We start from the raw sequence: 21,093 nt of genomic DNA on the forward strand, positions 1-21,093 counted from the left end.
TTCCTCTTCTAGTTTTTATTTGGGGTAAAATGATCGTTCTCAATCAAGTGTAAAAATTGCTGGGTAATGCTAGCAAAGATACTGTTTTGGTCTAACATTTCTTTCGGGAAATAAAAACGATTATCTCCGTGACGACTACCAGCAAGGGATTGGACGATAGGAGACAGGCTAGAGAGTTCGGCCAGTTCTCCATTTTTTTGTAAAATCTCAATCTGTGTCCGTGGATTTTCAGATTCGGGACGATAGATATCATAAGGGAGGTCGAAGTTCTTATGAATAGCAGTGTAGTAGTCGGGATCAAAGCCGATGTCCTCAACCAATTTTCTCATGCTAGCAAGTTTGTCTTGGTCCTCTTGTGAAAAGGTAATGGATTTAAAGACCTTGCGGTTGACAAAGCGTTGCGACAAATCTGCGAGAATCTTGTCAGGACTGGTCATCCAGAGTTGGAAGTAGGTATTCATCACACCATCATCCAGAGACAGATAGTCAGACAAGGTCACATTTTTTTCAAAGAAAGGCAGGAGATGTGGGGAAGTTCGTGCAAAGAAATCTTTGTTTTTTGGATAGAGTTCCTTGGCGCGCTTGAGAAGATTCTGCAGGAGAACTTCCATGGCGCGTGTTGCTGGGTGGAAATAAACCTGCATGTACATCTGGTAGCGACTGAGGACGTAGTCTTCGATGGCGTGCATGCCATTGCGCTGAAAGGCGATACCATTTTCGACAGGACGAATGACTCGGAGGATGCGAGTCAGGTCAAATGCTCCATAGGAAGCTCCTGTAAAATAGGAGTCGCGCAAGAGATAGTCCATGCGGTCCGCATCAATCTGACTGGAAATGAGCTGCACGACCTGCTTATTAGGATAGGTGTGGTCAATGACACTGGCAACCTTTTCTGGAAAGTCTGGCGCAACTTGTAGCAGGACTTGGTGAATCTCCGTTTCAGGACTTTGGATAATCTCCTGAGTAATGGCTTCGTGGTCTGTATCAAAGAGATGTTCAAAAGTATGGGAGTAGGCACCATGTCCAAGATCATGTAGGAGAGCAGCGGTCATGGTCAAGAGAGACTCGGCAGGATTCCATTCTTCAGGATATTTTTCTTCAAAAATCTCTGTGATGCGTCGTGCAATTTCATAGACTCCTAGACAGTGGGAGAAGCGGCTGTGCTCCCCGCCGTGGAAGGTATAACTGGAAGTTCCCAGTTGCTTGATCCGGCGCAAACGCTGAAATTCTTTTGTATTAATCAAGTCATAGATGATTTGATTATCGACATGGATGTAGTTGTGAACTGGGTCACGGAATACTTTTTCGTTCATATGACCATTATAGCAAAAAGCTAGAGTTTTTGGTAAAATAGTAGGACAAGAGACAAGAAAGAGGACTTGATGTGAAGATTCGGATGCGAAATACGATTCAGTTTGATGAGCAGTTGGAAGTGATTGGCCAGCTTTATGACGTGGAAGTGCATGAAAAAGGAGATTATAGCTACCTGCTTTTCTATAATGAGGAAAAGGAAAAAGTAGTGATTAAATTTCATAGTCAAGAACTGGTGATGAGCCGATTTTCCAATCCCAAGACCATTATGCGCTTTTTAAAGGATAGTGATAGTTTAGCCTATATTCCCACACCTATGGGCATGCAGGAGTTTATCATCCAAACGAACCGTTATGAAGTTGATGGACAAAAGATTCATTTAGATTATCAACTACAAAATCAAGAGGGGCAACCCTTTGCCCGCTATCAATTGGAAATTACTTGGGGTTAGTCACTTGTCTTTTTCAAATTTATCTAGCTATCTTCTTGGATTGGCTCCCTAGTGTGGTAGATTAGGCTATTTTTTGGTATAATAAAAGTTATGGAAATCGAAAAAACCAATCGTATGAATGCGCTCTTTGAATTTTATGCAGCGCTTTTGACAGACAAGCAAATGAATTATATAGAGCTCTACTACGCTGATGATTACAGCCTTGCTGAGATTGCCGAGGAGTTTGGTGTCAGTCGTCAGGCTGTCTATGATAATATCAAGCGGACAGAAAAGATTCTGGAAGATTATGAGATGAAATTGCACATGTACTCGGACTATATTGTTCGAAGTCAGATTTTTGATCAGATTTTGGAGCGCTATCCCAAGGATGACTTTCTGCAGGAGCAGATAGAAATTTTAACAAGCATTGATAATAGAGAATAAGAGGAAGAAAAATGGCATTTGAAAGTTTAACAGAACGTTTGCAGAACGTCTTTAAAAATCTACGTAAAAAAGGAAAAATCTCTGAATCTGATGTCCAAGAGGCAACCAAAGAAATTCGCTTGGCCTTGCTTGAGGCCGACGTTGCCTTGCCTGTTGTAAAGGACTTTATCAAGAAAGTTCGTGAGCGTGCAGTCGGGCATGAGGTCATTGACACCCTTAATCCTGCGCAACAAATTATTAAAATCGTTGATGAGGAACTGACAGCCGTTTTAGGTTCTGATACAGCTGAGATTATCAAGTCACCTAAGATTCCTACAATCATCATGATGGTTGGTTTGCAGGGGGCTGGTAAAACAACCTTTGCAGGTAAATTGGCCAACAAACTTAAGAAAGAAGAAAATGCTCGTCCTTTGATGATTGCGGCGGATATTTACCGTCCTGCGGCCATTGACCAGTTGAAAACTCTGGGTCAACAGATTGATGTGCCTGTTTTTGCACTTGGGACAGAGGTTCCAGCTGTGGAGATTGTTCGTCAAGGTTTGGAACAAGCCCAAGCTAATCATAATGACTATGTCTTGATTGATACGGCAGGTCGTTTGCAGATTGATGAGCTTCTGATGAATGAGCTTCGTGACGTGAAAGCACTAGCTCAACCAAATGAAATCCTCCTCGTGGTTGATGCCATGATTGGTCAAGAAGCGGCCAATGTTGCGCGTGAGTTTAATGCTCAGTTAGAAGTAACTGGAGTTATCCTTACCAAGATTGATGGCGATACTCGTGGTGGTGCTGCTCTGTCTGTTCGTCACATTACTGGAAAACCAATCAAGTTCACTGGTACGGGTGAAAAGATTACAGACATTGAAACCTTCCACCCAGATCGCATGTCTAGCCGTATCCTTGGTATGGGGGATATGCTCACTCTGATTGAGAAAGCTTCTCAGGAATACGATGAGCAAAAAGCCCTTGAAATGGCTGAGAAGATGCGTGAAAACACCTTTGATTTCAATGATTTCATTGATCAGTTGGATCAGGTGCAAAACATGGGGCCAATGGAAGACTTACTCAAGATGATTCCAGGTATGGCCAACAATCCAGCCCTTCAAAACATGAAGGTAGATGAGCGCCAGATTGCTCGCAAACGTGCTATTGTGTCTTCAATGACACCTGAAGAACGTGAAAATCCAGATTTGTTAAATCCGAGCCGTCGCCGTCGTATCGCTGCTGGTTCTGGAAATACCTTTGTCGAAGTCAATAAATTTATCAAGGACTTTAACCAGGCTAAACAGCTCATGCAGGGTGTCATGTCTGGAGATATGAACAAGATGATGAAGCAGATGGGAATCAATCCAAACAACCTTCCTAAAAATATGCCAAATATGGGAGGAATGGATATGTCTGCCCTTGAAGGAATGATGGGACAAGGTGGCATGCCTGACCTGTCAGCTCTCGGAGGAGCAGGAATGCCAGATATGAGTCAGATGTTTGGTGGCGGACTCAAAGGTAAAATCGGTGAATTTGCCATGAAACAGTCCATGAAACGCATGGCGAATAAAATGAAGAAAGCGAAGAAGAAACGTAAGTAAGATAAAGGAAGGCCGTAGGGCTTTCCTTTTTTAGAAAGAAGAAAAATGAGCACTTCCGTAATTGGAAATGCTCGTTTTTGATGTGTTTAGACTCTTATACTCAATGAAAATTAAAGAGCAAACTAGGAAACTAGCCGCAGGTTGCTCAAAACACTGTTTTGAGGTTGTGGATAGAACTGACGAAGTCAGTAACCATATCTACGACAAGGAGACGTTGACGTGGTTTGAAGAGATTTTCGAAGAGTATTAGTCTTTATTTTCGTATGGCAAGATCAAGTTCAAGATGATTCCTGTCATGGCTGATAGGGCAGTACCTGAAAGGGTAACTGGACCAAGTTTAAGGATAGCTCCTCCAAGTCCAAGGACTAACATAGCACTTGCGATGATGAGGTTACGCATTTGACCAAAATCAATACGTTCTTTAATCAAGACTTTCAAACCGTTGCTGGCTATAACTCCATAGAGAAGGATTGACATACCACCAAGAACAGTTGATAAAGAGTCACTAAAAAAGGAACCATAACGGTTCCTAAAATTATTAGTTACTTGCTCCAGATGTAGCGTCTGCGCCACCACCGTGGCCTCCAGCATCACCTGCATCAGAAGCTCCAGATGTAGCATCTGCATTGCCATGTCCTCCAGCAGGAGCTGCAGCATTTCCACCAACTAGACGTTGACCAGTTGTATTGAGGTACCAGTCAAGCCATGGTTGGAAATTAAAGATGATTTCATTGATTCCAGCATATGAACCATCTGGATAGTACATTGCTTGGTAATTATGGGTATTAATAACGCCTTCTGGTGTTCCTGGCACAATTGTACGGACATATTCTTGATCCCCGTTACGCAATACGCCGACAACCCATTCAACGTTTTTCATTCTAGAATCTGGCAATGTACCGTGTACTGTTCCTAATCTATTTCCTGATTGAGCACGTACACGTTTACCAAACATTGTATCTGGATCTTGGTGTGCGTTATTAAAGTACAAGAATTGATTATTATCATCTGCAAATGTCAACTCAAATGGCATTGCTTTCAAGAACATGTCAATTTGGTTAACTGTCAAGATACCGTGGTCTAATTTAACGTAAGTATCTCCAGAAACAGCTCCAACAAGTTCAGCTGCTTTTTCTACCCATTCAGGATCGTCTGGATCAACACCTTGAATGGTAGTTGCAATTGAATTTGTACAATATAAATCTTCTGGTGCAATTGGTTTTGGTTTTTTCAATTTTGAAACGACTCCCACATATTTTACAAAGTTGTCCAAGCATGTTTCAAGGAAATTAATAGTTCCTTCATTTGTGATATTGCCCTCTGCGTCAAATGCTTCTTTGGCTTTACCAAGAAGGAATTCGTTACCTGGAAGCGTATAGGCATTAACACCTGGAGCATCAAGAATCTTACGAAGGTGAACTTGGGCACGAGAAGTACCTTGGTCGTAGTAAGAAGCTCCCACAATCATGACTGGTTTGTTTTCAAATGGATGAACTTCGTATGAAAGCCATTCAAGAACAGATTTAAGAGAAGCTGAGATTGTGTGGTTGTGCTCAGGAGTAGCGATAATGACACCATCAGCACGAGTAATTCTGTTATACAAGAGACGCAATTGGAAACTTTCATCCCATTTTTCGTCTTGGTTGAACATTGGAACTTCGTCAATTTCGAGAACTTCTAATTCAAATTTGAGTTTGAAGTGACGACGGATGAATTCCAAGAGTTTACGGTTATATGATTGATCGTAGTTTGATCCTACAAGTCCAACAAATTTCATTCTTTTTGGTCTCCTATCTTACAAATTTTCCCAGTCAAAGTCTTCAGCATCTTTGCGAAGTAGGGCTTGTGCGTTGCGCAATTTTTCTGTAATTTTTACAAAGATACGGAAGTCGTCAAAAGTGGCATCCATTTTTTTAATAACATCAAGATCCACTAGGTCACCACTTGGGTTGAAGGCTTGAAGAGAATGTGAAAGCAAGAATTCATCTGGAAGGACACTTGCTTTAATTTCTGGAGCATTCAAGATTTGGCGAAGTTGTAATTGGGCACGTGATGAACCAAGTGTACCATATGAAGCACCTGTAATCATGATTGGTTTGTTCAAGAGTGGGTAAATACCATAAGACAACCAAGCAAGAGCGCTCATCAAAACAGCTGGGATAGAGTGGTCATACTCAGGAGTACCGATAATAACGCCATCTGCCTCTTCGATTTTAGCAGCAATTTCCAGAATTTCAGCAGGTACTTGCTTGTCAGCTGGCTTGTTAAAGACAGGGATATCCTTGATTTCAACAAGTTCAATTTCAGCTTTGTCAGCAAAGTGTTTTTGCATGTATTGAAGCAATTGACGGTTTGTAGAACGTTTTGAATTTGTTCCAACAATAGCAATAAGTTTTAACATGAGATTTCCTTTCTCTTTTTACATAATACGATTTTAAAACTCCATTGAAACAGTTGTTTCTATAGAGTAGGAATTCCTGAAGAACAACTTAGGTGACCTTCCTTATCAATCAGAATCGCTTCGATTCCCTCCAAACTTTCGACTTGCCAAAGGATAGAAGCAGGTCTTTCTCCAAAGAGTCGAGTTGTCCAGATTTCGCCATCAACTGATTTATCAGAGATAATTGTCAGACTAGCGAGTTCTGTTTCAACAGGATATCCTGTCTGGCTGTCAAAAATGTGATGGTAATCTTTTCCATCGACTGTCAGGTGACGTTCATAAATGCCTGAAGTCACGACAGATTGATTGACAACGGGGATGGTCATTAAGTGATTACCCCGAGGATTGGCTGGGTCTTGAATCCCGATTTGCCAAGGTTGATTCCCTCTTGCCCGATTTTTTCCAATGGTCAGGATATTCCCTCCCAGATTGATTAAGGCAGATGTCACTCCCTCTTCTCTAAGAAATTGGGCAACTTTATCCGCACTATAACCCTTGGCTAAACAACCAAGATCGATTTTCATTCCTTTCTGTTTTAAAAACACAGTGGAAGTGGAAGAATTTAACTCGATATAATGAGGATTGATTAGAGGGAGCACCGATTCAATTTCTTGAGGTTGGGCGACCTTGGCATCTGAAAAACCGATACGCCAGGTTTGAATCAAGGGACCAATACTGATGTTGAGATGGCTAGAGGGCGCTAGGCTATGCTCTAACCCAAGTGAAATCAGTTCAAACAGGTCTGGATGAACCTTGACGGGGGCTATTCCAGCTTGATGATTGATTTCCATCAACTCAGATTCTTGGCTATTGGCATTGAAGCGGTATTCGAGCTCTCTGAGTAAATCAAAGGATTTCTGGAGCAAGCTATCGGCTCGCTCATCCACTAATGAAATAGTGATAGTGGTTCCCATTAGGCGTTCAGAATGTGAACTAAGAGGCAAGCTACCAACTCCTTTCTCTTATGAAAAGAAGGTTGAAATATAGTAAATTTATGAAAAATGAACCCCTTACATTTTCTTTCCATGATACTAGCATACCATAAAGTCAGCGTTTTCACAAATAAAATTTGTAAAGATGTCAAGAAATATGCTCAGGAAATGAAGAAAAATTGCAAGAATCTGTGTTAAGATACAGATTATTTACAATTTTTTACAAAAAAATAGGAAAAATCAGCCAAACTCTTGTAAACGCTAACAGTAAATGTTATACTAGTAGGGTAAATTTAGAATGAAGGTAGGAAATTTTTTATGAGTAAGATCGTTGTAGTCGGTGCTAACCACGCTGGTACAGCATGTATTAATACTATGTTGGATAATTTTGGAAATGAGAACGAAATCGTTGTATTTGACCAAAACTCTAACATCTCTTTCCTAGGATGTGGAATGGCTCTTTGGATTGGTGAACAAATTGACGGTGCTGAAGGCTTGTTCTATTCTGATAAAGAAAAATTGGAAGCTAAAGGTGCTAAGGTTTACATGAACTCACCAGTTCTTTCAATCGACTATGATAACAAAGTAGTTACAGCAGAAGTTGAAGGAAAAGAACACAAAGAATCATACGAGAAATTGATTTTCGCTACAGGTTCTACACCAATCTTGCCACCAATCGAAGGTGTTGAAATTGTTAAAGGCAACCGCGAATTTAAAGCAACTCTTGAAAATGTACAATTCGTTAAATTGTACCAAAACGCTGAAGAAGTTATCAATAAACTTGCTGACAAGAGTCAACACCTTGACCGTATCGCCGTTGTTGGTGGTGGTTACATCGGTGTTGAACTTGCTGAAGCCTTTGAGCGTCTTGGAAAAGAAGTTGTCCTTGTTGATATTGTTGATACAGTCTTGAACGGTTACTATGACAAAGACTTCACACAAATGATGGCGAAGAACTTGGAAGACCACAACATCCGCTTGGCGCTTGGTCAAACTGTTAAAGCAATCGAGGGTGACGGTAAAGTTGAACGCTTGATTACTGATAAAGAAACTTTCGACGTGGATATGGTTGTTCTTGCAGTTGGTTTCCGTCCAAATACAGCCCTTGCTGATGGTAAGATTGAACTCTTCCGTAACGGTGCCTTCCTTGTAGACAAGAAACAAGAAACTTCACTTCCTGGTGTATTTGCCGTTGGTGACTGTGCGACTGTTTATGACAACGCTCGCAAAGACACAAGCTATATCGCCCTTGCTTCAAATGCAGTTCGTACTGGTATCGTTGGTGCCTACAACGCTTGTGGACATGAATTGGAAGGAATCGGTGTGCAAGGATCAAATGGTATCTCAATTTACGGACTTCACATGGTTTCAACTGGTTTGACTCTTGAAAAAGCTAAAGCTGCTGGTTACAATGCAACTGAAACAGGCTTTAACGATCTTCAAAAACCAGAATTTATGAAACATGATAACCATGAAGTTGCCATCAAGATTGTCTTTGACAAAGATAGCCGTGAAATTCTTGGTGCACAAATGGTTTCACACGATTCTGCAATTAGCATGGGAATCCACATGTTCTCACTTGCTATCCAAGAGCATGTGACAATTGATAAATTGGCATTGACAGACCTATTCTTCTTGCCACACTTTAACAAACCATACAACTACATCACAATGGCTGCACTTACAGCTGAAAAATAAAATTTGATGAACTATCTGGCCTTAAGTTAAGGTCAGATAGTTTTTTAGCCAATCTGTACCCATACAATTATTCTTTTTTTATCTTGTGATTCCTTCTGTTCTGAATTAAAATGAAATGGTAGCTACCAATATAAATGATGAGGAAAAAGAAATGACTGAAAATCGTTATGAACTAAATAAAAACTTGGCACAGATGCTCAAAGGTGGGGTTATCATGGACGTTCAGAATCCTGAACAGGCCCGTATTGCAGAAGCTGCTGGTGCGGCAGCTGTGATGGCCTTGGAGCGGATTCCAGCTGATATTCGTGCAGCTGGTGGAGTTTCCCGCATGAGCGATCCAAAGATGATTAAGGAAATCCAAGAAGCGGTTAGTATTCCAGTGATGGCCAAGGTCAGAATCGGGCATTTTGTTGAAGCTCAGATTTTAGAGGCCATTGAGATTGACTATATCGACGAGAGTGAAGTTTTATCTCCAGCAGACGACCGTTTCCATGTGGACAAAAAAGAATTCCAAGTTCCTTTTGTTTGTGGGGCTAAGGACTTGGGTGAAGCCTTGCGACGTATTGCTGAGGGTGCCTCTATGATTCGTACCAAAGGAGAACCAGGTACAGGAGATATCGTCCAAGCTGTTCGCCATATGCGTATGATGAATCAGGAAATTCGCCGCATTCAAAATCTACGTGAGGACGAACTTTATGTTGCTGCCAAGGAATTGCAAGTCCCTGTAGAATTGGTTCAATATGTCCATGAGCATGGAAAATTGCCAGTTGTAAACTTTGCGGCTGGAGGCGTTGCAACGCCAGCAGATGCGGCATTAATGATGCAATTAGGGGCAGAGGGTGTCTTTGTCGGCTCAGGTATTTTCAAGTCAGGAGATCCTGTTAAACGAGCGAGTGCCATTGTCAAAGCGGTAACTAACTTCCGTAATCCTCAAATTCTAGCTCAAATCTCTGAAGATCTAGGGGAAGCCATGGTTGGTATCAATGAAAATGAGATCCAAATCCTCATGGCTGAGCGAGGGAAATAGATGAAAATTGGAATATTGGCCTTGCAAGGTGCCTTTGCAGAACATGCAAAAGTGTTGGATCAATTAGGTGTCGAGAGTGTTGAAATCAGAAATTTAGAGGATTTTCAGCAACATCAGAGTGACTTGTCAGGTTTGATTTTACCTGGAGGAGAGTCTACAACCATGGGCAAACTCTTACGCGACCAGGACATGCTGATTCCCATTCGAGAAGCCATTCTATCTGGCTTACCAGCCTTTGGAACCTGTGCAGGCTTGATATTGCTGGCTAAGGAAATTACTTCTCAGGAAGAAAGTCATCTTGGAACTATGGATATGGTGGTCGAGCGCAATGCCTATGGGCGCCAACTAGGAAGTTTCTACACGGAAGCAGAATGTAAGGGAGTCGGTCAGATTCCAATGACCTTTATCCGTGGTCCAATTATCAGCAGTGTTGGAGAGGGTGTAGAAATTCTAGCAACAGTTGAAGATCAAATCGTTGCAGCCCAAGAAAAAAATATGTTGGTAACTTCTTTTCATCCAGAATTGACTGATGATGTTCGCTTGCACCAGTACTTTATAAATATGTGTGACAAAAAGATAGTGGAATAAAAAGTGATAAATCAAGTTTTGATTCGCTTTTTCCAAAGAATCATTTTTTAAGTCATCTGACAGTATTCTGTGATTTTAGATTTATTTACGATAAATTAGAAAAGAATGATTGTTTTGACTTAGGGCATAAAGCTTATATGCTGAATATAGTGTTCAAGTATCTTTTATTGGGAGCACTTTAGAGGATGGAGTTAAAATACTATTCTATACTCCTTAATACTCTTCGACAATCTCTTCAAACCACGTCAGCTTTATCCGCAACCTCAAAGCGGTGCTTTGAGCAACCTGCGGTTAGCTTCCTAGTTAGCTCTTTGATTTTCATTGAATATATAGTAGTTTGAAATAAGATGTGTGCAACTTGATTAGGGAAATCAAATTAATTTCTAGAAATGTTTTAGTATCCACGATGTACTATTCTAGTTTCAATTTACTATAAAAATGATGTATGGGATTGGTCAAAAAGAACACTTTGAAAATAGCAAAAAACGAGTATCTCTACAGATGGAGATACTCGTTCTATTATGTATAAAGCTATGAGTCTGTCGTCCTACGTAAGGTGCGCGTCGAAGGTTATACCTAAAAAACTCCAAACGCGATACAATAAAGGGGATTAAGGCAATTCTAAAGATTTTTTAAGAGGTAAGTGATGAGTTAAGATCAATGGTGTTTTAACAAGGTGAAAAGGGTCAGGCAAAAAGTCTTTAAAATCAGAAAACGCATAATATCAGGTGTTGAATTTTACAACGTTTTTTATTTTATTCTTTGGTATTCTTTTGCAAAAAAAGAATACAACATTTTGTTGTATCCTAAATATTAAATCAAGTCCTGAATTTTCTTAAGTTTTTATCATATTTTCTGTTATAATTAAGGTGCCTTAAGAAAAATAATGAAAAAACTAAATGTTTTTCATATAGTTTTCATTTTTGTGTTATAATTAAGGTGCCTTAAGAAAAATATTAAGGTACCTTAAGAAAAATAATGAAAAAACTAAATGTTTTTCATATAGTTTTCATTGTTTTAATAGTTTAAAGTCAATCTTATTTTTCTCTAATAGAAAATAATGAAAAAGTAGGTTTAGAAAGAGGTAAGTATCTATGTCTTCTCATAAAAAAGTGTCACTCTCTGAGATTAATCAATCTATCGATACTCCAAATAACAATCATTTCTGGCAAAATTTAAATGCCTTTTTAGGTCCGGGTGCTCTTGTCGCAGTTGGTTATATGGATCCAGGAAACTGGATTACCAGTGTAGTCGGTGGTGCTTCCTATAAGTATAGTCTCTTGTTTGTTATCTTGATTTCATCTCTCATTGCCATGCAACTTCAGCAGATGGCAGGAAAGCTTGGTATTGTAACCCAGATGGACCTGGCTCAAGCAACGGCTCATCATTCACCTAAATGGCTTCGTTATAGTCTATGGGTGATTTTAGAATTAGCCTTGATGGCGACAGATCTGGCAGAAGTTCTAGGTTCAGCGATTGCTCTCAATCTTCTCTTTAAGATTCCGATTATGATAGCAATTCTCTTGACCGTGTTGGATGTTTTTCTCTTATTGCTTCTGATGAAATTTGGCTTTAAGAAGATTGAAGCTATTGTGACAACACTGATTTTAACCATTCTAGCAATTTTTACCTATCTGGTAGCTTTGTCACATCCAAGCTTCCAAGGAATCGTTGAGGGTTATCTACCGAATGCAACCTTATTTGAAAGTCCCTTGCCAGGGCATGAAAGTCAATTAACCTTGGCACTAGGGATCGTGGGAGCAACGGTTATGCCCCATAACCTCTATTTGCATTCTTCCTTGTCACAAACTCGGAAAATCAATCACAAGGACAAGAATGATGTTCGAAAAGCCGTGCGCTTTATGACCTGGGATTCAAATCTCCAATTATCCTTGGCCTTTGTGGTTAACTCCCTTCTATTAATTCTCGGGGCGGCTCTCTTTTTCGGCCATGCATCTGAGATTTCTGCCTTCTCTCAAATGTATAATGCCTTGCAGGATTCTACTATTGCAGGAGCTATAGCTAGCTCGACCTTATCAACCTTGTTTGCCTTGGCTTTATTAGCCAGTGGTCAAAATTCGACAATTACGGGTACCTTGACTGGACAAATCGTTATGGAAGGTTTCTTGCATATGAGATTACCTCAATGGTTCATTCGTTTGGCAACTCGTCTCTTTGCCTTGTTGCCTGTCATGATTGTAGCGGTTCTGTTTGGTCATCAGGAAAAAACATTAGATCAGTTATTGGTTTATTCACAAGTCTTTCTTTCGATTGCTCTTCCATTTTCAATCTTCCCACTGATTTATCTAACTTCTAAGAAATCACTGATGGGAGAATTTACCAATGCCAAATGGAATACCATCCTTGGCTATATCGTTTCCATTATCTTAACAATTCTCAATGTGAAATTGTTATTTGATATTTTCTAAGAAATTCACCCGAGTTATAAAACAAGCATATAAGAAAAAAGATACCCAAGATTTCTTGGGTATCTTTTTTAAAATAAACGGAAGACATGGGATTCGAACCCACGCACGCTGTTACACGCCTACCGCGTTTCCAACACGGCCTCTTAAGCCTCTTGAGTAATCTTCCAATACTTACTCAAATAGTCTACCATAAAGGCTCTTATCTTGCAATAAAAATTTTGGAAATAAGAAAAATGATAGATTTTGAAAGAAAATGACAAAAAGCGCTTGACTTTGAAAGAAAGTGTGATAGAATGAATAGTGTAAACGATAACAGGAGGTGATTCAGTGTTAAAAACAGAGCGGAAGCAACTGATTTTAGAGGAGTTAAATCAACATCATGTAGTTTCTCTAGAAAAATTAGTTAGTTTGTTAGAAACGTCAGAATCAACGGTTCGAAGAGATTTGGATGAGTTGGAAGCGGAAAACAAGCTTCGTCGCGTGCATGGTGGAGCAGAATTGCCCCATTCCTTGCAGGAAGAAGAAACCATTCAAGAAAAATCTGTCAAAAACCTTCAAGAGAAGAAGTTGCTGGCTCAGAAAGCAGCCTCTCTCATCAAGGAACAAGATGTCATCTTTATCGATGCTGGAACAACAACTGCTTTTTTGATTCATGAATTGGTCAATAAGAATGTTACAGTCGTGACCAACTCGATTCACCATGCCGCACAGTTGGTTGAAAAGCAGATTCCAACTGTCATGGTTGGAGGAAGTGTCAAGATGGCAACAGATGCTAGCATCGGGGGCGTTGCTCTTAACCAGATTAACCAATTGCACTTTGATCGTGCCTTTATCGGGATGAATGGTGTGGACGATGGCTATTATACAACTCCTGATATGGAAGAGGGTGCTGTGAAGCGCGCTATTTTAGAGAATGCCAAACAGACCTATGTCTTGGTTGATTCGTCAAAAATTGGACAAACTTGCTTTGCCAAGGTAGCACCACTCAAACGAGCTATTGTTATCACAAGTCAAGGGCATGAGCTCTTGCAGGCTATTAAGGAGAAAACGGAGGTAATAGAAGTATGATTTATACAGTCACACTCAATCCATCCATTGACTATATCGTTCGTTTGGACCAAGTCCAAGTCGGTAGTGTCAATCGAATGGATAGTGATGATAAGTTTGCTGGAGGGAAAGGAATCAATGTCAGTCGTGTCTTGAAACGCTTGGATATTCCAAATACAGCGACTGGATTTATCGGAGGTTTTACTGGTAAATTTATCACAGATACTTTGGCTGATGAAGCAATCGAGACACGTTTTGTCCAAGTGGCAGAAGATACTCGTATCAATGTTAAAATCAAAGCAGACCAAGAGACAGAAATCAACGGGACTGGTCCAAATGTCGAACCAGCTCAGCTAGAAGAATTGAAAGCTATTTTATCTAGTCTGACAGCAGATGATACGGTTGTGTTTGCGGGATCGAGTGCTAAAAACCTAGGAAATGTTATCTACAAGGATTTGATTGCCTTGACACGTCAGACTGGTGCGCAAGTCGTTTGTGATTTTGAAGGACAGACCTTGATTGATAGTTTGGACTACCAGCCACTTTTGGTTAAACCAAACAATCATGAACTTGGAGCGATTTTTGGGGTTAAACTCGAAAGTTTGGACCAAATTGAGAAATACGCTCGTGAGTTACTGGCTAAAGGTGCTCAAAACGTGATTATCTCTATGGCTGGTGACGGTGCCCTTCTTGTCACTTCTGAGGGTGCTTACTTCGCTAAACCAATCAAGGGAACAGTCAAAAATTCAGTTGGAGCTGGTGATTCTATGGTCGCTGGATTTACAGGTGAATTTGTCAAATCTAAAGATGCAGTAGAATCCTTCAAATGGGGAGTAGCTTGCGGAACAGCAACGACCTTCTCAGATGACTTGGCAACGGCAGAATTTATAAAAGAAACATATGAAAAAGTTGAGGTAGAAAAACGATGAAAATTCAAGACCTATTGAGAAAAGATGTCATGTTGCTGGATTTGCAGGCAACTGAAAAAAATGCTGTCATCGAAGAGATGATTAATAGTTTGGTAGATCACGGTTATGTGACAGACTTTGAAACCTTTAAAGAAGGAATTTTGGCGCGTGAAGCTTTGACTTCTACTGGTTTGGGTGATGGTATCGCAATGCCTCACAGTAAAAATGCTGCTGTCAAAAAAGCGACTGTTCTCTTTGCTAAGTCAAACAAGGGTGTTGATTATGAGAGTTTGGATGGACAAGCAACTGACCTCTTCTTCATGATTGCAGCTCCAGAAGGTGCCAATGACACCCACTTGGCAGCATTGGCAGAATTGTCTCAATACTTGATGAAAGATGGTTTTGCTGACAAACTTCGTCAAGTAACATCAGCTGACCAAGTTATCGAACTTTTTGACCAAGCTTCAGAAAAATCTGAGGAGCCAGCTCAAGCTCCTGCAAATGACTCTGATGACTTCATCGTAGCTGTTACAGCTTGTACAACAGGTATTGCCCACACTTACATGGCCCAAGAAGCCCTTCAAAAAGTGGCTGCTGAAATGGGGGTTGGTATCAAGGTCGAAACTAACGGTGCTAGCGGTGTTGGAAACCAACTAACTGCTGAAGACATCCGTAAGGCTAAAGCTGTTATTATCGCAGCAGACAAGGCAGTTGAAATGGATCGTTTCGACGGTAAACCATTAATCAATCGTCCAGTTGCTGACGGTATCCGTAAGACAGAAGAGTTGATTAAGTTGGCTCTTTCAGGAGATGCTGAAGTCTACCGTGCCGCTAATGGAGCCAAAGCTGCAACAGCCTCTAACGAAAAACAAAGCCTTGGTGGTGCCTTCTACAAACACTTGATGAGTGGTGTATCACAAATGTTGCCATTTGTTATTGGCGGTGGTATTATGATTGCCCTTGCCTTCTTGATTGACGGTGCTTTGGGTGTTCCAAATGAAAACCTTGGCAATCTTGGTTCTTACCATGAGTTAGCTTCTATGTTCATGAAAATTGGTGGTGCAGCCTTTGGATTGATGCTCCCAGTCTTTGCAGGTTATGTTGCCTACTCTATCGCTGAAAAACCAGGTTTGGTAGCGGGTTTTGTGGCTGGTGCTATTGCTAAAGAAGGTTTTGCCTTTGGTAAAATCCCTTATGCAGCAGGTGGTGAAGCAACTTCAACTCTTGCAGGTGTCTCATCTGGTTTCCTAGGTGCCCTTGTTGGTGGATTTATCGCAGGTGCTTTAGTTCTTGCTATCAAGAAATACGTTAAAGTTCCTCGTTCACTTGAAGGTGCAAAATCAATCCTTCTCTTGCCACTTCTTGGGACAATCTTGACTGGATTTGTCATGCTAGCTGTGAATATCCCAATGGCAGCAATCAACACTGCTATGAATGACTTCCTAGGCGGTCTTGGAGGAGGGTCAGCTGTCCTTCTTGGTATCGTTCTTGGGGGAATGATGGCTGTCGATATGGGTGGACCTGTTAATAAAGCGGCCTATGTCTTTGGTACAGGTACGCTTGCAGCAACTGTTTCTTCAGGTGGTTCTGTAGCCATGGCAGCAGTTATGGCTGGAGGAATGGTGCCGCCACTTGCCATCTTTGTCGCAACTCTTCTTTTCAAAGATAAATTTACTAAGGAAGAACGCAACTCTGGTTTGACAAACATCATCATGGGCTTGTCATTTATCACTGAAGGAGCGATCCCATTTGGTGCCGCTGACCCAGCTCGTGCGATCCCAAGCTTCATCCTTGGTTCAGCAGTAGCAGGTGGCCTCGTTGGTCTTACTGGTATCAAACTCATGGCGCCACACGGAGGAATCTTCGTTATCGCGCTTACTTCAAATGCTCTTCTTTACCTCGTTTCTGTCTTGGTAGGAGCAATCGTAAGTGGTGTGGTCTATGGTTACCTACGCAAACCACAAGCATAAAACTTATATATAAAATAAAAAGATTGGACCGTTTGGGAGTCCACTGAAAAAATAGGTCTCTTACTTTTAATGAAATGAAAACCGAGGAATCTCTCGTTAATTTGAGCGAGTTCCTCGGTTATTTTGTATTTATTAAGGTCATAATTCGTTTCATATTGACCACGAAGATGGTTGTGGCTGCCTGTAACTCCATGCTGAAAAGACCCGATGCTCTCGCGACATCAAAGCCATGTCTCTGTTTTAGTTCGGCATTCTTTGCTTCGATTTTATAGCGATGTCTGGCCATTTCTTTAAAATAAGGTGTTTCCTGAAATTCTTCTGAAAAAGATGATCGTCACTCTTAATGGCTATTGAATAAGTTTTAGACTTTGCCCCCTCCTTATAACATCCTTCCTTGGAAAGGCAACTCTTGCACTTCTCAATGTCAAAGTAATGAGTGACAACTTGATTCTTATTTTGATGTTTTTTCCCTGTCCTTGCTTTGCGAACAGCCATGTGTCCTTCTGGACAGACAAATAGCCCTGCATCTTTATTAAATTCAAACGCATCCTCTTCTTTACGGTAACCTTTTGAAACTGAAGGGTTCAGTTTTGACACCAAATGAATCTTTTCTTTGCGAGATAGTTGAATGTTGTCCTTTCCTGAATAATCCGCATCACCAATAATAGTCTCGATGTCCAGACTATTTTCCTTTGTTTTGGCATATAACTCAGGTAAATATTTCCCATCGCTTTGTTCACCAGAAGTGACCACGCAAGCAGTAATAATCCGTTCATCCGTCATAGCGATATGACTTTTATATCCATAGAAAGAGCTGTCGGCTGTCTTATGTCCAAGCCTAGCCTCCTCCTTAACAGAAGCTTCCAAATGTTCTAAGTCGTCCTCGACAGCCTCTTTTAGGTAATTGAACTTTTGAGACACAGCCGGTAGAGCTAAGAGTTCCTCGTGTTTTTCAACCACAGCCATTAATTCCTCTGTATAGGCCAACTCTGCTTCGAGGTTATCTTCTTGAGGTTTCTTTGGAAATTCTATTTTGATATCTTCTGAATGTTGATAAATTGTTTTACGTAAAGCTTTTGAACGCTCTCTAAGGATTTCTTGGGGTTTCTTATGATTATAATGAGATTTGGTGTGAGTGGCATCCACAATGAGGATTTTACTCTTAATCAAGTTATGTTCGAGTGCAATTTGAACAGACTTCTGAATCAATACATCAAGCAGTTTGTCATCTTTAATTCTTAGCTTTCTAAATTTTGTCAGAGAGGATGGCTCGATAACAGAATCCTCAGGAGCCAGACCAAGAAAAAATTTAAAGGCCATATCTGACAAGGAACGACCTACCACATCTACATCTGATAACTTATAAATATCTTTTAACAAGAGATATTTGAACATCATAATCGGTGAATAAGCTTTACGCCCAAAATCGGGACGATAATTCTTTTCTAGTTCATCATAAATAAAGCTAAAATCACAGAGTTCAGTTAGCTGACGTAAAAAGTGGGTTTTAGGAACCACGATATCATACAAACTAGAATAAGGACTGACATCCATAGTTAACTGATTATCAAGCATCATCTCACCTCATCTCTAGTATAACAAAAAAGCCATCAATTTGATGACTTTTTCAGTAGGCTCCCGTTTGGTGCAGTCTTTTTCTCTTCCCGAAATGCCTGTGAAATATGGTATAATAGAAGAATGGCAAACAAGAATACAAGTAAAACAAGACGGAGACCGTCTAAAGCAGAACTCGAAAGAAAAGAAGCGATTCAACGAATGTTGATTTCGTTGGGAATCGCCCTTTTATTGATTTTCGCAGCCTTCAAATTAGGGGCTGCAGGTATAACCCTTTACAATTTAATTCGCTTGCTGGTGGGTAGCCTAGCTTATCTGGCAATATTTGGTATCCTGCTCTACCTCTTCTTTTTCAAGTGGATACGAAAACAGGAAGGCCTCCTATCTGGCTTTTTCATTATATTTGCAGGCTTGCTCTTGATTTTTGAGGCCTACTTAGTTTGGAAATATGGTTTGGGCAAGTTCGTTCTAAAAGGAACCATGGCTCAGGTTGTGACAGATTTGGCTGGTTTTCGAACGACCAGTTTTGCTGGAGGGGGCTTGATTGGGGTTGCTCTTTATATTCCAACTGCCTTTCTCTTTTCAAATATCGGCACTTACTTTATTGGTTCTATCTTGATTTTAGTGGGGGCTCTTCTCGTCAGCTCTTGGTCTGTTTATGATGTTGCTGAATTTTTCAGTAGAGAATTTGCCAAATGGCGAGAAGGGCATGAGCGTCGAAAAGAGGAACGCTTTGTCAAACAAGAAGAAAAAGCTCGCCAAAAGGCTGAGGAAGAGGCTAGATTAGAAAAAGAAGAGGCTGAGAAAGGCTTGCTTAATATGCCTCCTGTCGATATGGAAACAGGTGAAATTTTGACAGAAGATGTTGTGCTTGACGTTCCACCTATTCCAGAAGAAGAGTGGGTGGAACCAGAAATCATCCTGCCTCAAGCTGAACTTGAATTCCCTGAAAAGGAAGATGGCTCTGATGATGAAGATGTTCAGGTTGATTTTTCAGCCAAGGAGGCTCTTGAATACAAACTTCCAAGCTTACAACTCTTTGCCCCAGATAAACCAAAAGACCAGTCTAAAGAGAAGAAAATCGTTCGTGAAAACATCAAAATCCTAGAAGAAACCTTTGCTAGCTTTGGTATCAAGGTAACGGTTGAACGGGCCGAAATTGGGCCATCAGTGACCAAGTATGAAGTCAAGCCAGCAGTAGGTGTAAGGGTCAACCGCATTTCCAATCTCGCAGATGATCTCGCTCTAGCCTTGGCGGCCAAGGATGTCCGAATCGAAGCACCTATCCCAGGGAAATCTTTAGTGGGAATCGAAGTACCTAACTCCGAGATTGCGACAGTTTCTTTCCGCGAACTATGGGAACAATCTCAAACAAAAGCAGAAAATCTCTTGGAAATTCCTCTAGGAAAAGCGGTTAATGGCACCGCAAGAGCTTTTGACCTTTCCAAAATGCCCCACTTGCTAGTTGCAGGTTCAACGGGTTCTGGGAAGTCAGTAGCTGTTAACGGTATTATCGCTAGCATCCTCATGAAAGCGAGACCTGACCAAGTTAAATTTATGATGGTTGACCCCAAGATGGTTGAGTTGTCTGTTTACAATGACATTCCTCATCTCTTGATTCCAGTTGTGACTAATCCACGTAAGGCCAGCAAGGCTTTGCAAAAGGTCGTGGATGAAATGGAAAATCGTTATGAACTCTTTGCCAAGGTAGGAGTTCGGAATATTGCAGGCTTTAATGCCAAGGTAGAAGAGTTTAATGCTCAGTCTGAGTACAAGCAAATTCCGCTACCGCTTATTGTCGTGATTGTGGATGAGTTGGCTGACCTTATGATGGTAGCCAGTAAGGAAGTGGAAGATGCTATCATTCGTCTCGGACAGAAGGCACGTGCTGCAGGTATCCACATGATTCTTGCAACCCAGCGTCCATCGGTTGATGTCATCTCTGGTCTAATCAAAGCCAATGTCCCATCTCGAGTGGCTTTTGCGGTATCATCAGGTACAGACTCGCGCACCATCTTGGATGAAAATGGAGCTGAAAAACTGCTTGGTCGAGGCGACATGCTCTTTAAACCGATTGATGAAAATCATCCAGTTCGTCTCCAAGGATCCTTTATCTCGGATGATGATGTTGAACGCATCGTAAACTTCATCAAGGCTCAGGCTGATGCGGACTACGATGAGAGTTTTGATCCGGGTGAAGTTTCTGAAAATGAAGGAGAATTTTCAGATGGTGAATCTGGTGGAGATCCGCTTTTTGAAGAAGCCAAAGCTCTAGTCATTGAGACCCAGAAAGCCAGCGCATCCATGATTCAGCGTCGTTTATCAGTTGGATTTAACCGTGCGACCCGCCTTATGGAAGAACTCGAAATGGCAGGTGTCATCGGTCCAGCTGAAGGTACCAAACCAAGAAAAGTATTGCAACAATAAATTTCTCTCTTATACGGAAATGTGAACCTGACGTGATTTGAAGAGGATTATCTATGATGTATAATTAATTGAATCTAAACAAGCTGAAACAGGTTTAGAATTTCTTTTAGATATATGAAGACTCCCCTTATAGTTTCTAGTGAATATTTGTTTTTCACTAGAAACTATAAGGGGAGCTTTTGTACTCATGTATGAGATAGATTTCTTTTTTTGTTTTATTAAGCTGCATAGCTCACTTTTCAGCAGGAATCAGCTATTGTATTCGCTAGATGTTAGCTGACATC

16 protein-coding genes, 1 tRNA gene and 2 pseudogenes are annotated in these 21,093 nt (G+C 40.8%); 12 read left to right on the top strand and 7 right to left on the bottom strand.

Annotated features, from left to right (window positions below):
• Positions 1–8: 8 nt before the first annotated feature.
• Positions 9–1,313 (bottom strand): HD domain-containing protein, encoded by a 1,305-nt coding sequence (locus KV696_RS00995; RefSeq protein WP_219966604.1) that lies wholly within the window; start codon positions 1,311–1,313, stop codon positions 9–11.
• Positions 1,314–1,384: 71 nt separating this feature from the next.
• On the opposite strand from KV696_RS00995, the gene KV696_RS01000 reads away from it, so the two are divergent.
• From KV696_RS01000 to ffh, 3 genes are all read left to right on the top strand, one after another.
• On the top strand, positions 1,385–1,762 hold the full coding sequence (locus tag KV696_RS01000) for a YwiB family protein (protein WP_219966605.1): 378 nt from the start codon (positions 1,385–1,387) through the stop codon (positions 1,760–1,762).
• 90 nt (positions 1,763–1,852) lie between these two features.
• Positions 1,853–2,185: a putative DNA-binding protein gene (locus KV696_RS01005; RefSeq protein ID WP_000402066.1), complete on the top strand. Its 333-nt coding sequence runs from the start codon at positions 1,853–1,855 to the stop codon at positions 2,183–2,185.
• A gap of 11 nt (positions 2,186–2,196) precedes the next feature.
• Entirely contained in the window at positions 2,197–3,768 is a 1,572-nt protein-coding gene (gene ffh, locus KV696_RS01010) for a signal recognition particle protein (RefSeq protein ID WP_000863622.1), read from the top strand.
• A 246-nt stretch (positions 3,769–4,014) separates the two neighbouring features.
• Here the strand turns inward: ffh and KV696_RS01015 are convergent.
• The 4 genes and pseudogenes from KV696_RS01015 to KV696_RS01030 all read right to left on the bottom strand — a co-directional run.
• Positions 4,015–4,260: pseudogene (locus KV696_RS01015) on the bottom strand (solute carrier family 23 protein); the annotation flags it as partial.
• A 46-nt stretch (positions 4,261–4,306) separates the two neighbouring features.
• Entirely contained in the window at positions 4,307–5,545 is a 1,239-nt protein-coding gene (locus KV696_RS01020) for an NAD(P)H-dependent oxidoreductase (RefSeq protein ID WP_219966606.1), read from the bottom strand.
• A gap of 18 nt (positions 5,546–5,563) precedes the next feature.
• A complete protein-coding gene (locus KV696_RS01025; protein WP_219966607.1) occupies positions 5,564–6,169 on the bottom strand; it encodes an NADPH-dependent FMN reductase in 606 nt (201 codons plus the stop codon).
• Positions 6,170–6,228: 59 nt separating this feature from the next.
• Positions 6,229–7,152 (bottom strand): FAD:protein FMN transferase, encoded by a 924-nt coding sequence (locus KV696_RS01030; RefSeq protein WP_219966608.1) that lies wholly within the window; start codon positions 7,150–7,152, stop codon positions 6,229–6,231.
• A 306-nt stretch (positions 7,153–7,458) separates the two neighbouring features.
• Between KV696_RS01030 and nox the strand changes: the two genes are divergently transcribed.
• The 5 genes from nox to KV696_RS01050 all read left to right on the top strand — a co-directional run bounded on the left by nox (position 7,459) and on the right by KV696_RS01050 (position 12,882).
• Entirely contained in the window at positions 7,459–8,838 is a 1,380-nt protein-coding gene (gene nox, locus KV696_RS01035; RefSeq protein ID WP_000036783.1) for a H2O-forming NADH oxidase, read from the top strand.
• Positions 8,839–8,989: 151 nt separating this feature from the next.
• A complete protein-coding gene (gene pdxS, locus KV696_RS01040; RefSeq protein ID WP_000138526.1) occupies positions 8,990–9,865 on the top strand; it encodes a pyridoxal 5'-phosphate synthase lyase subunit PdxS in 876 nt (291 codons plus the stop codon).
• Positions 9,866–10,453 carry a pyridoxal 5'-phosphate synthase glutaminase subunit PdxT gene (pdxT, locus tag KV696_RS01045; RefSeq protein ID WP_173227005.1) on the top strand — a complete coding sequence of 196 codons (588 nt, stop codon included), beginning with the start codon at positions 9,866–9,868 and terminating at the stop codon, positions 10,451–10,453.
• Positions 10,450–10,635 (top strand): transposase, encoded by a 186-nt coding sequence (locus tag KV696_RS10535; protein ID WP_474104173.1) that lies wholly within the window; start codon positions 10,450–10,452, stop codon positions 10,633–10,635. The genes pdxT and KV696_RS10535 overlap by 4 nt, the downstream gene beginning before the upstream one ends.
• Positions 10,636–11,547: 912 nt before the next feature.
• Entirely contained in the window at positions 11,548–12,882 is a 1,335-nt protein-coding gene (locus tag KV696_RS01050; protein ID WP_000094601.1) for an Nramp family divalent metal transporter, read from the top strand.
• A gap of 78 nt (positions 12,883–12,960) precedes the next feature.
• On the opposite strand, the gene KV696_RS01055 is transcribed toward KV696_RS01050, so the two are convergent.
• A tRNA-Ser gene (locus KV696_RS01055) sits at positions 12,961–13,048 on the bottom strand.
• Positions 13,049–13,209: 161 nt separating this feature from the next.
• Between KV696_RS01055 and KV696_RS01060 the strand changes: the two genes are divergently transcribed.
• From KV696_RS01060 to KV696_RS01070, 3 genes are read left to right on the top strand one after another with little or no spacing between them, the layout of a single operon-like run.
• Complete coding sequence (locus KV696_RS01060; protein WP_000920654.1) at positions 13,210–13,950, top strand: DeoR/GlpR family DNA-binding transcription regulator; 741 nt, start codon at positions 13,210–13,212, stop codon at positions 13,948–13,950.
• Positions 13,947–14,858, top strand: coding sequence for a 1-phosphofructokinase (gene pfkB, locus KV696_RS01065; RefSeq protein ID WP_203212790.1), 912 nt, complete (start codon positions 13,947–13,949; stop codon positions 14,856–14,858). The genes KV696_RS01060 and pfkB overlap by 4 nt, the downstream gene beginning before the upstream one ends.
• On the top strand, positions 14,855–16,807 hold the full coding sequence (locus KV696_RS01070; RefSeq protein WP_219966609.1) for a fructose-specific PTS transporter subunit EIIC: 1,953 nt from the start codon (positions 14,855–14,857) through the stop codon (positions 16,805–16,807). Before pfkB ends, KV696_RS01070 begins: the two co-directional genes overlap by 4 nt.
• 118 nt (positions 16,808–16,925) lie before the next feature.
• Here KV696_RS01070 and KV696_RS01075 read toward each other — a convergent pair.
• Positions 16,926–18,382: pseudogene (locus tag KV696_RS01075) on the bottom strand (IS1182 family transposase).
• Between the two features lie 123 nt (positions 18,383–18,505).
• Here KV696_RS01075 and KV696_RS01080 point away from each other — a divergent pair.
• A complete protein-coding gene (locus tag KV696_RS01080; RefSeq protein ID WP_309147678.1) occupies positions 18,506–20,809 on the top strand; it encodes an FtsK/SpoIIIE family DNA translocase in 2,304 nt (767 codons plus the stop codon).
• Positions 20,810–21,093 lie beyond the last annotated feature (284 nt).

The organism is Streptococcus humanilactis, from assembly GCF_019448275.1.
Classification (GTDB): domain Bacteria; phylum Bacillota; class Bacilli; order Lactobacillales; family Streptococcaceae; genus Streptococcus; species Streptococcus humanilactis.

Bases quoted from the DNA above. Each gene is read 5' to 3' on its own strand.
- KV696_RS00995 (WP_219966604.1), bottom strand. From the start codon at position 1,313: ATGAACGAAAAAGTATTCCGTGACCCAGTTCACAACTACATCCATGTC.
- KV696_RS01005 (WP_000402066.1), top strand. From the start codon at position 1,853: ATGGAAATCGAAAAAACCAATCGTATGAATGCGCTCTTTGAATTTTAT.
- ffh (WP_000863622.1), top strand. From the start codon at position 2,197: ATGGCATTTGAAAGTTTAACAGAACGTTTGCAGAACGTCTTTAAAAAT.
- KV696_RS01020 (WP_219966606.1), bottom strand. From the start codon at position 5,545: ATGAAATTTGTTGGACTTGTAGGATCAAACTACGATCAATCATATAAC.
- KV696_RS01025 (WP_219966607.1), bottom strand. From the start codon at position 6,169: ATGTTAAAACTTATTGCTATTGTTGGAACAAATTCAAAACGTTCTACA.
- nox (WP_000036783.1), top strand. From the start codon at position 7,459: ATGAGTAAGATCGTTGTAGTCGGTGCTAACCACGCTGGTACAGCATGT.
- pdxS (WP_000138526.1), top strand. From the start codon at position 8,990: ATGACTGAAAATCGTTATGAACTAAATAAAAACTTGGCACAGATGCTC.
- pdxT (WP_173227005.1), top strand. From the start codon at position 9,866: ATGAAAATTGGAATATTGGCCTTGCAAGGTGCCTTTGCAGAACATGCA.
- KV696_RS01050 (WP_000094601.1), top strand. From the start codon at position 11,548: ATGTCTTCTCATAAAAAAGTGTCACTCTCTGAGATTAATCAATCTATC.
- pfkB (WP_203212790.1), top strand. From the start codon at position 13,947: ATGATTTATACAGTCACACTCAATCCATCCATTGACTATATCGTTCGT.
- KV696_RS01070 (WP_219966609.1), top strand. From the start codon at position 14,855: ATGAAAATTCAAGACCTATTGAGAAAAGATGTCATGTTGCTGGATTTG.
- KV696_RS01080 (WP_309147678.1), top strand. From the start codon at position 18,506: ATGGCAAACAAGAATACAAGTAAAACAAGACGGAGACCGTCTAAAGCA.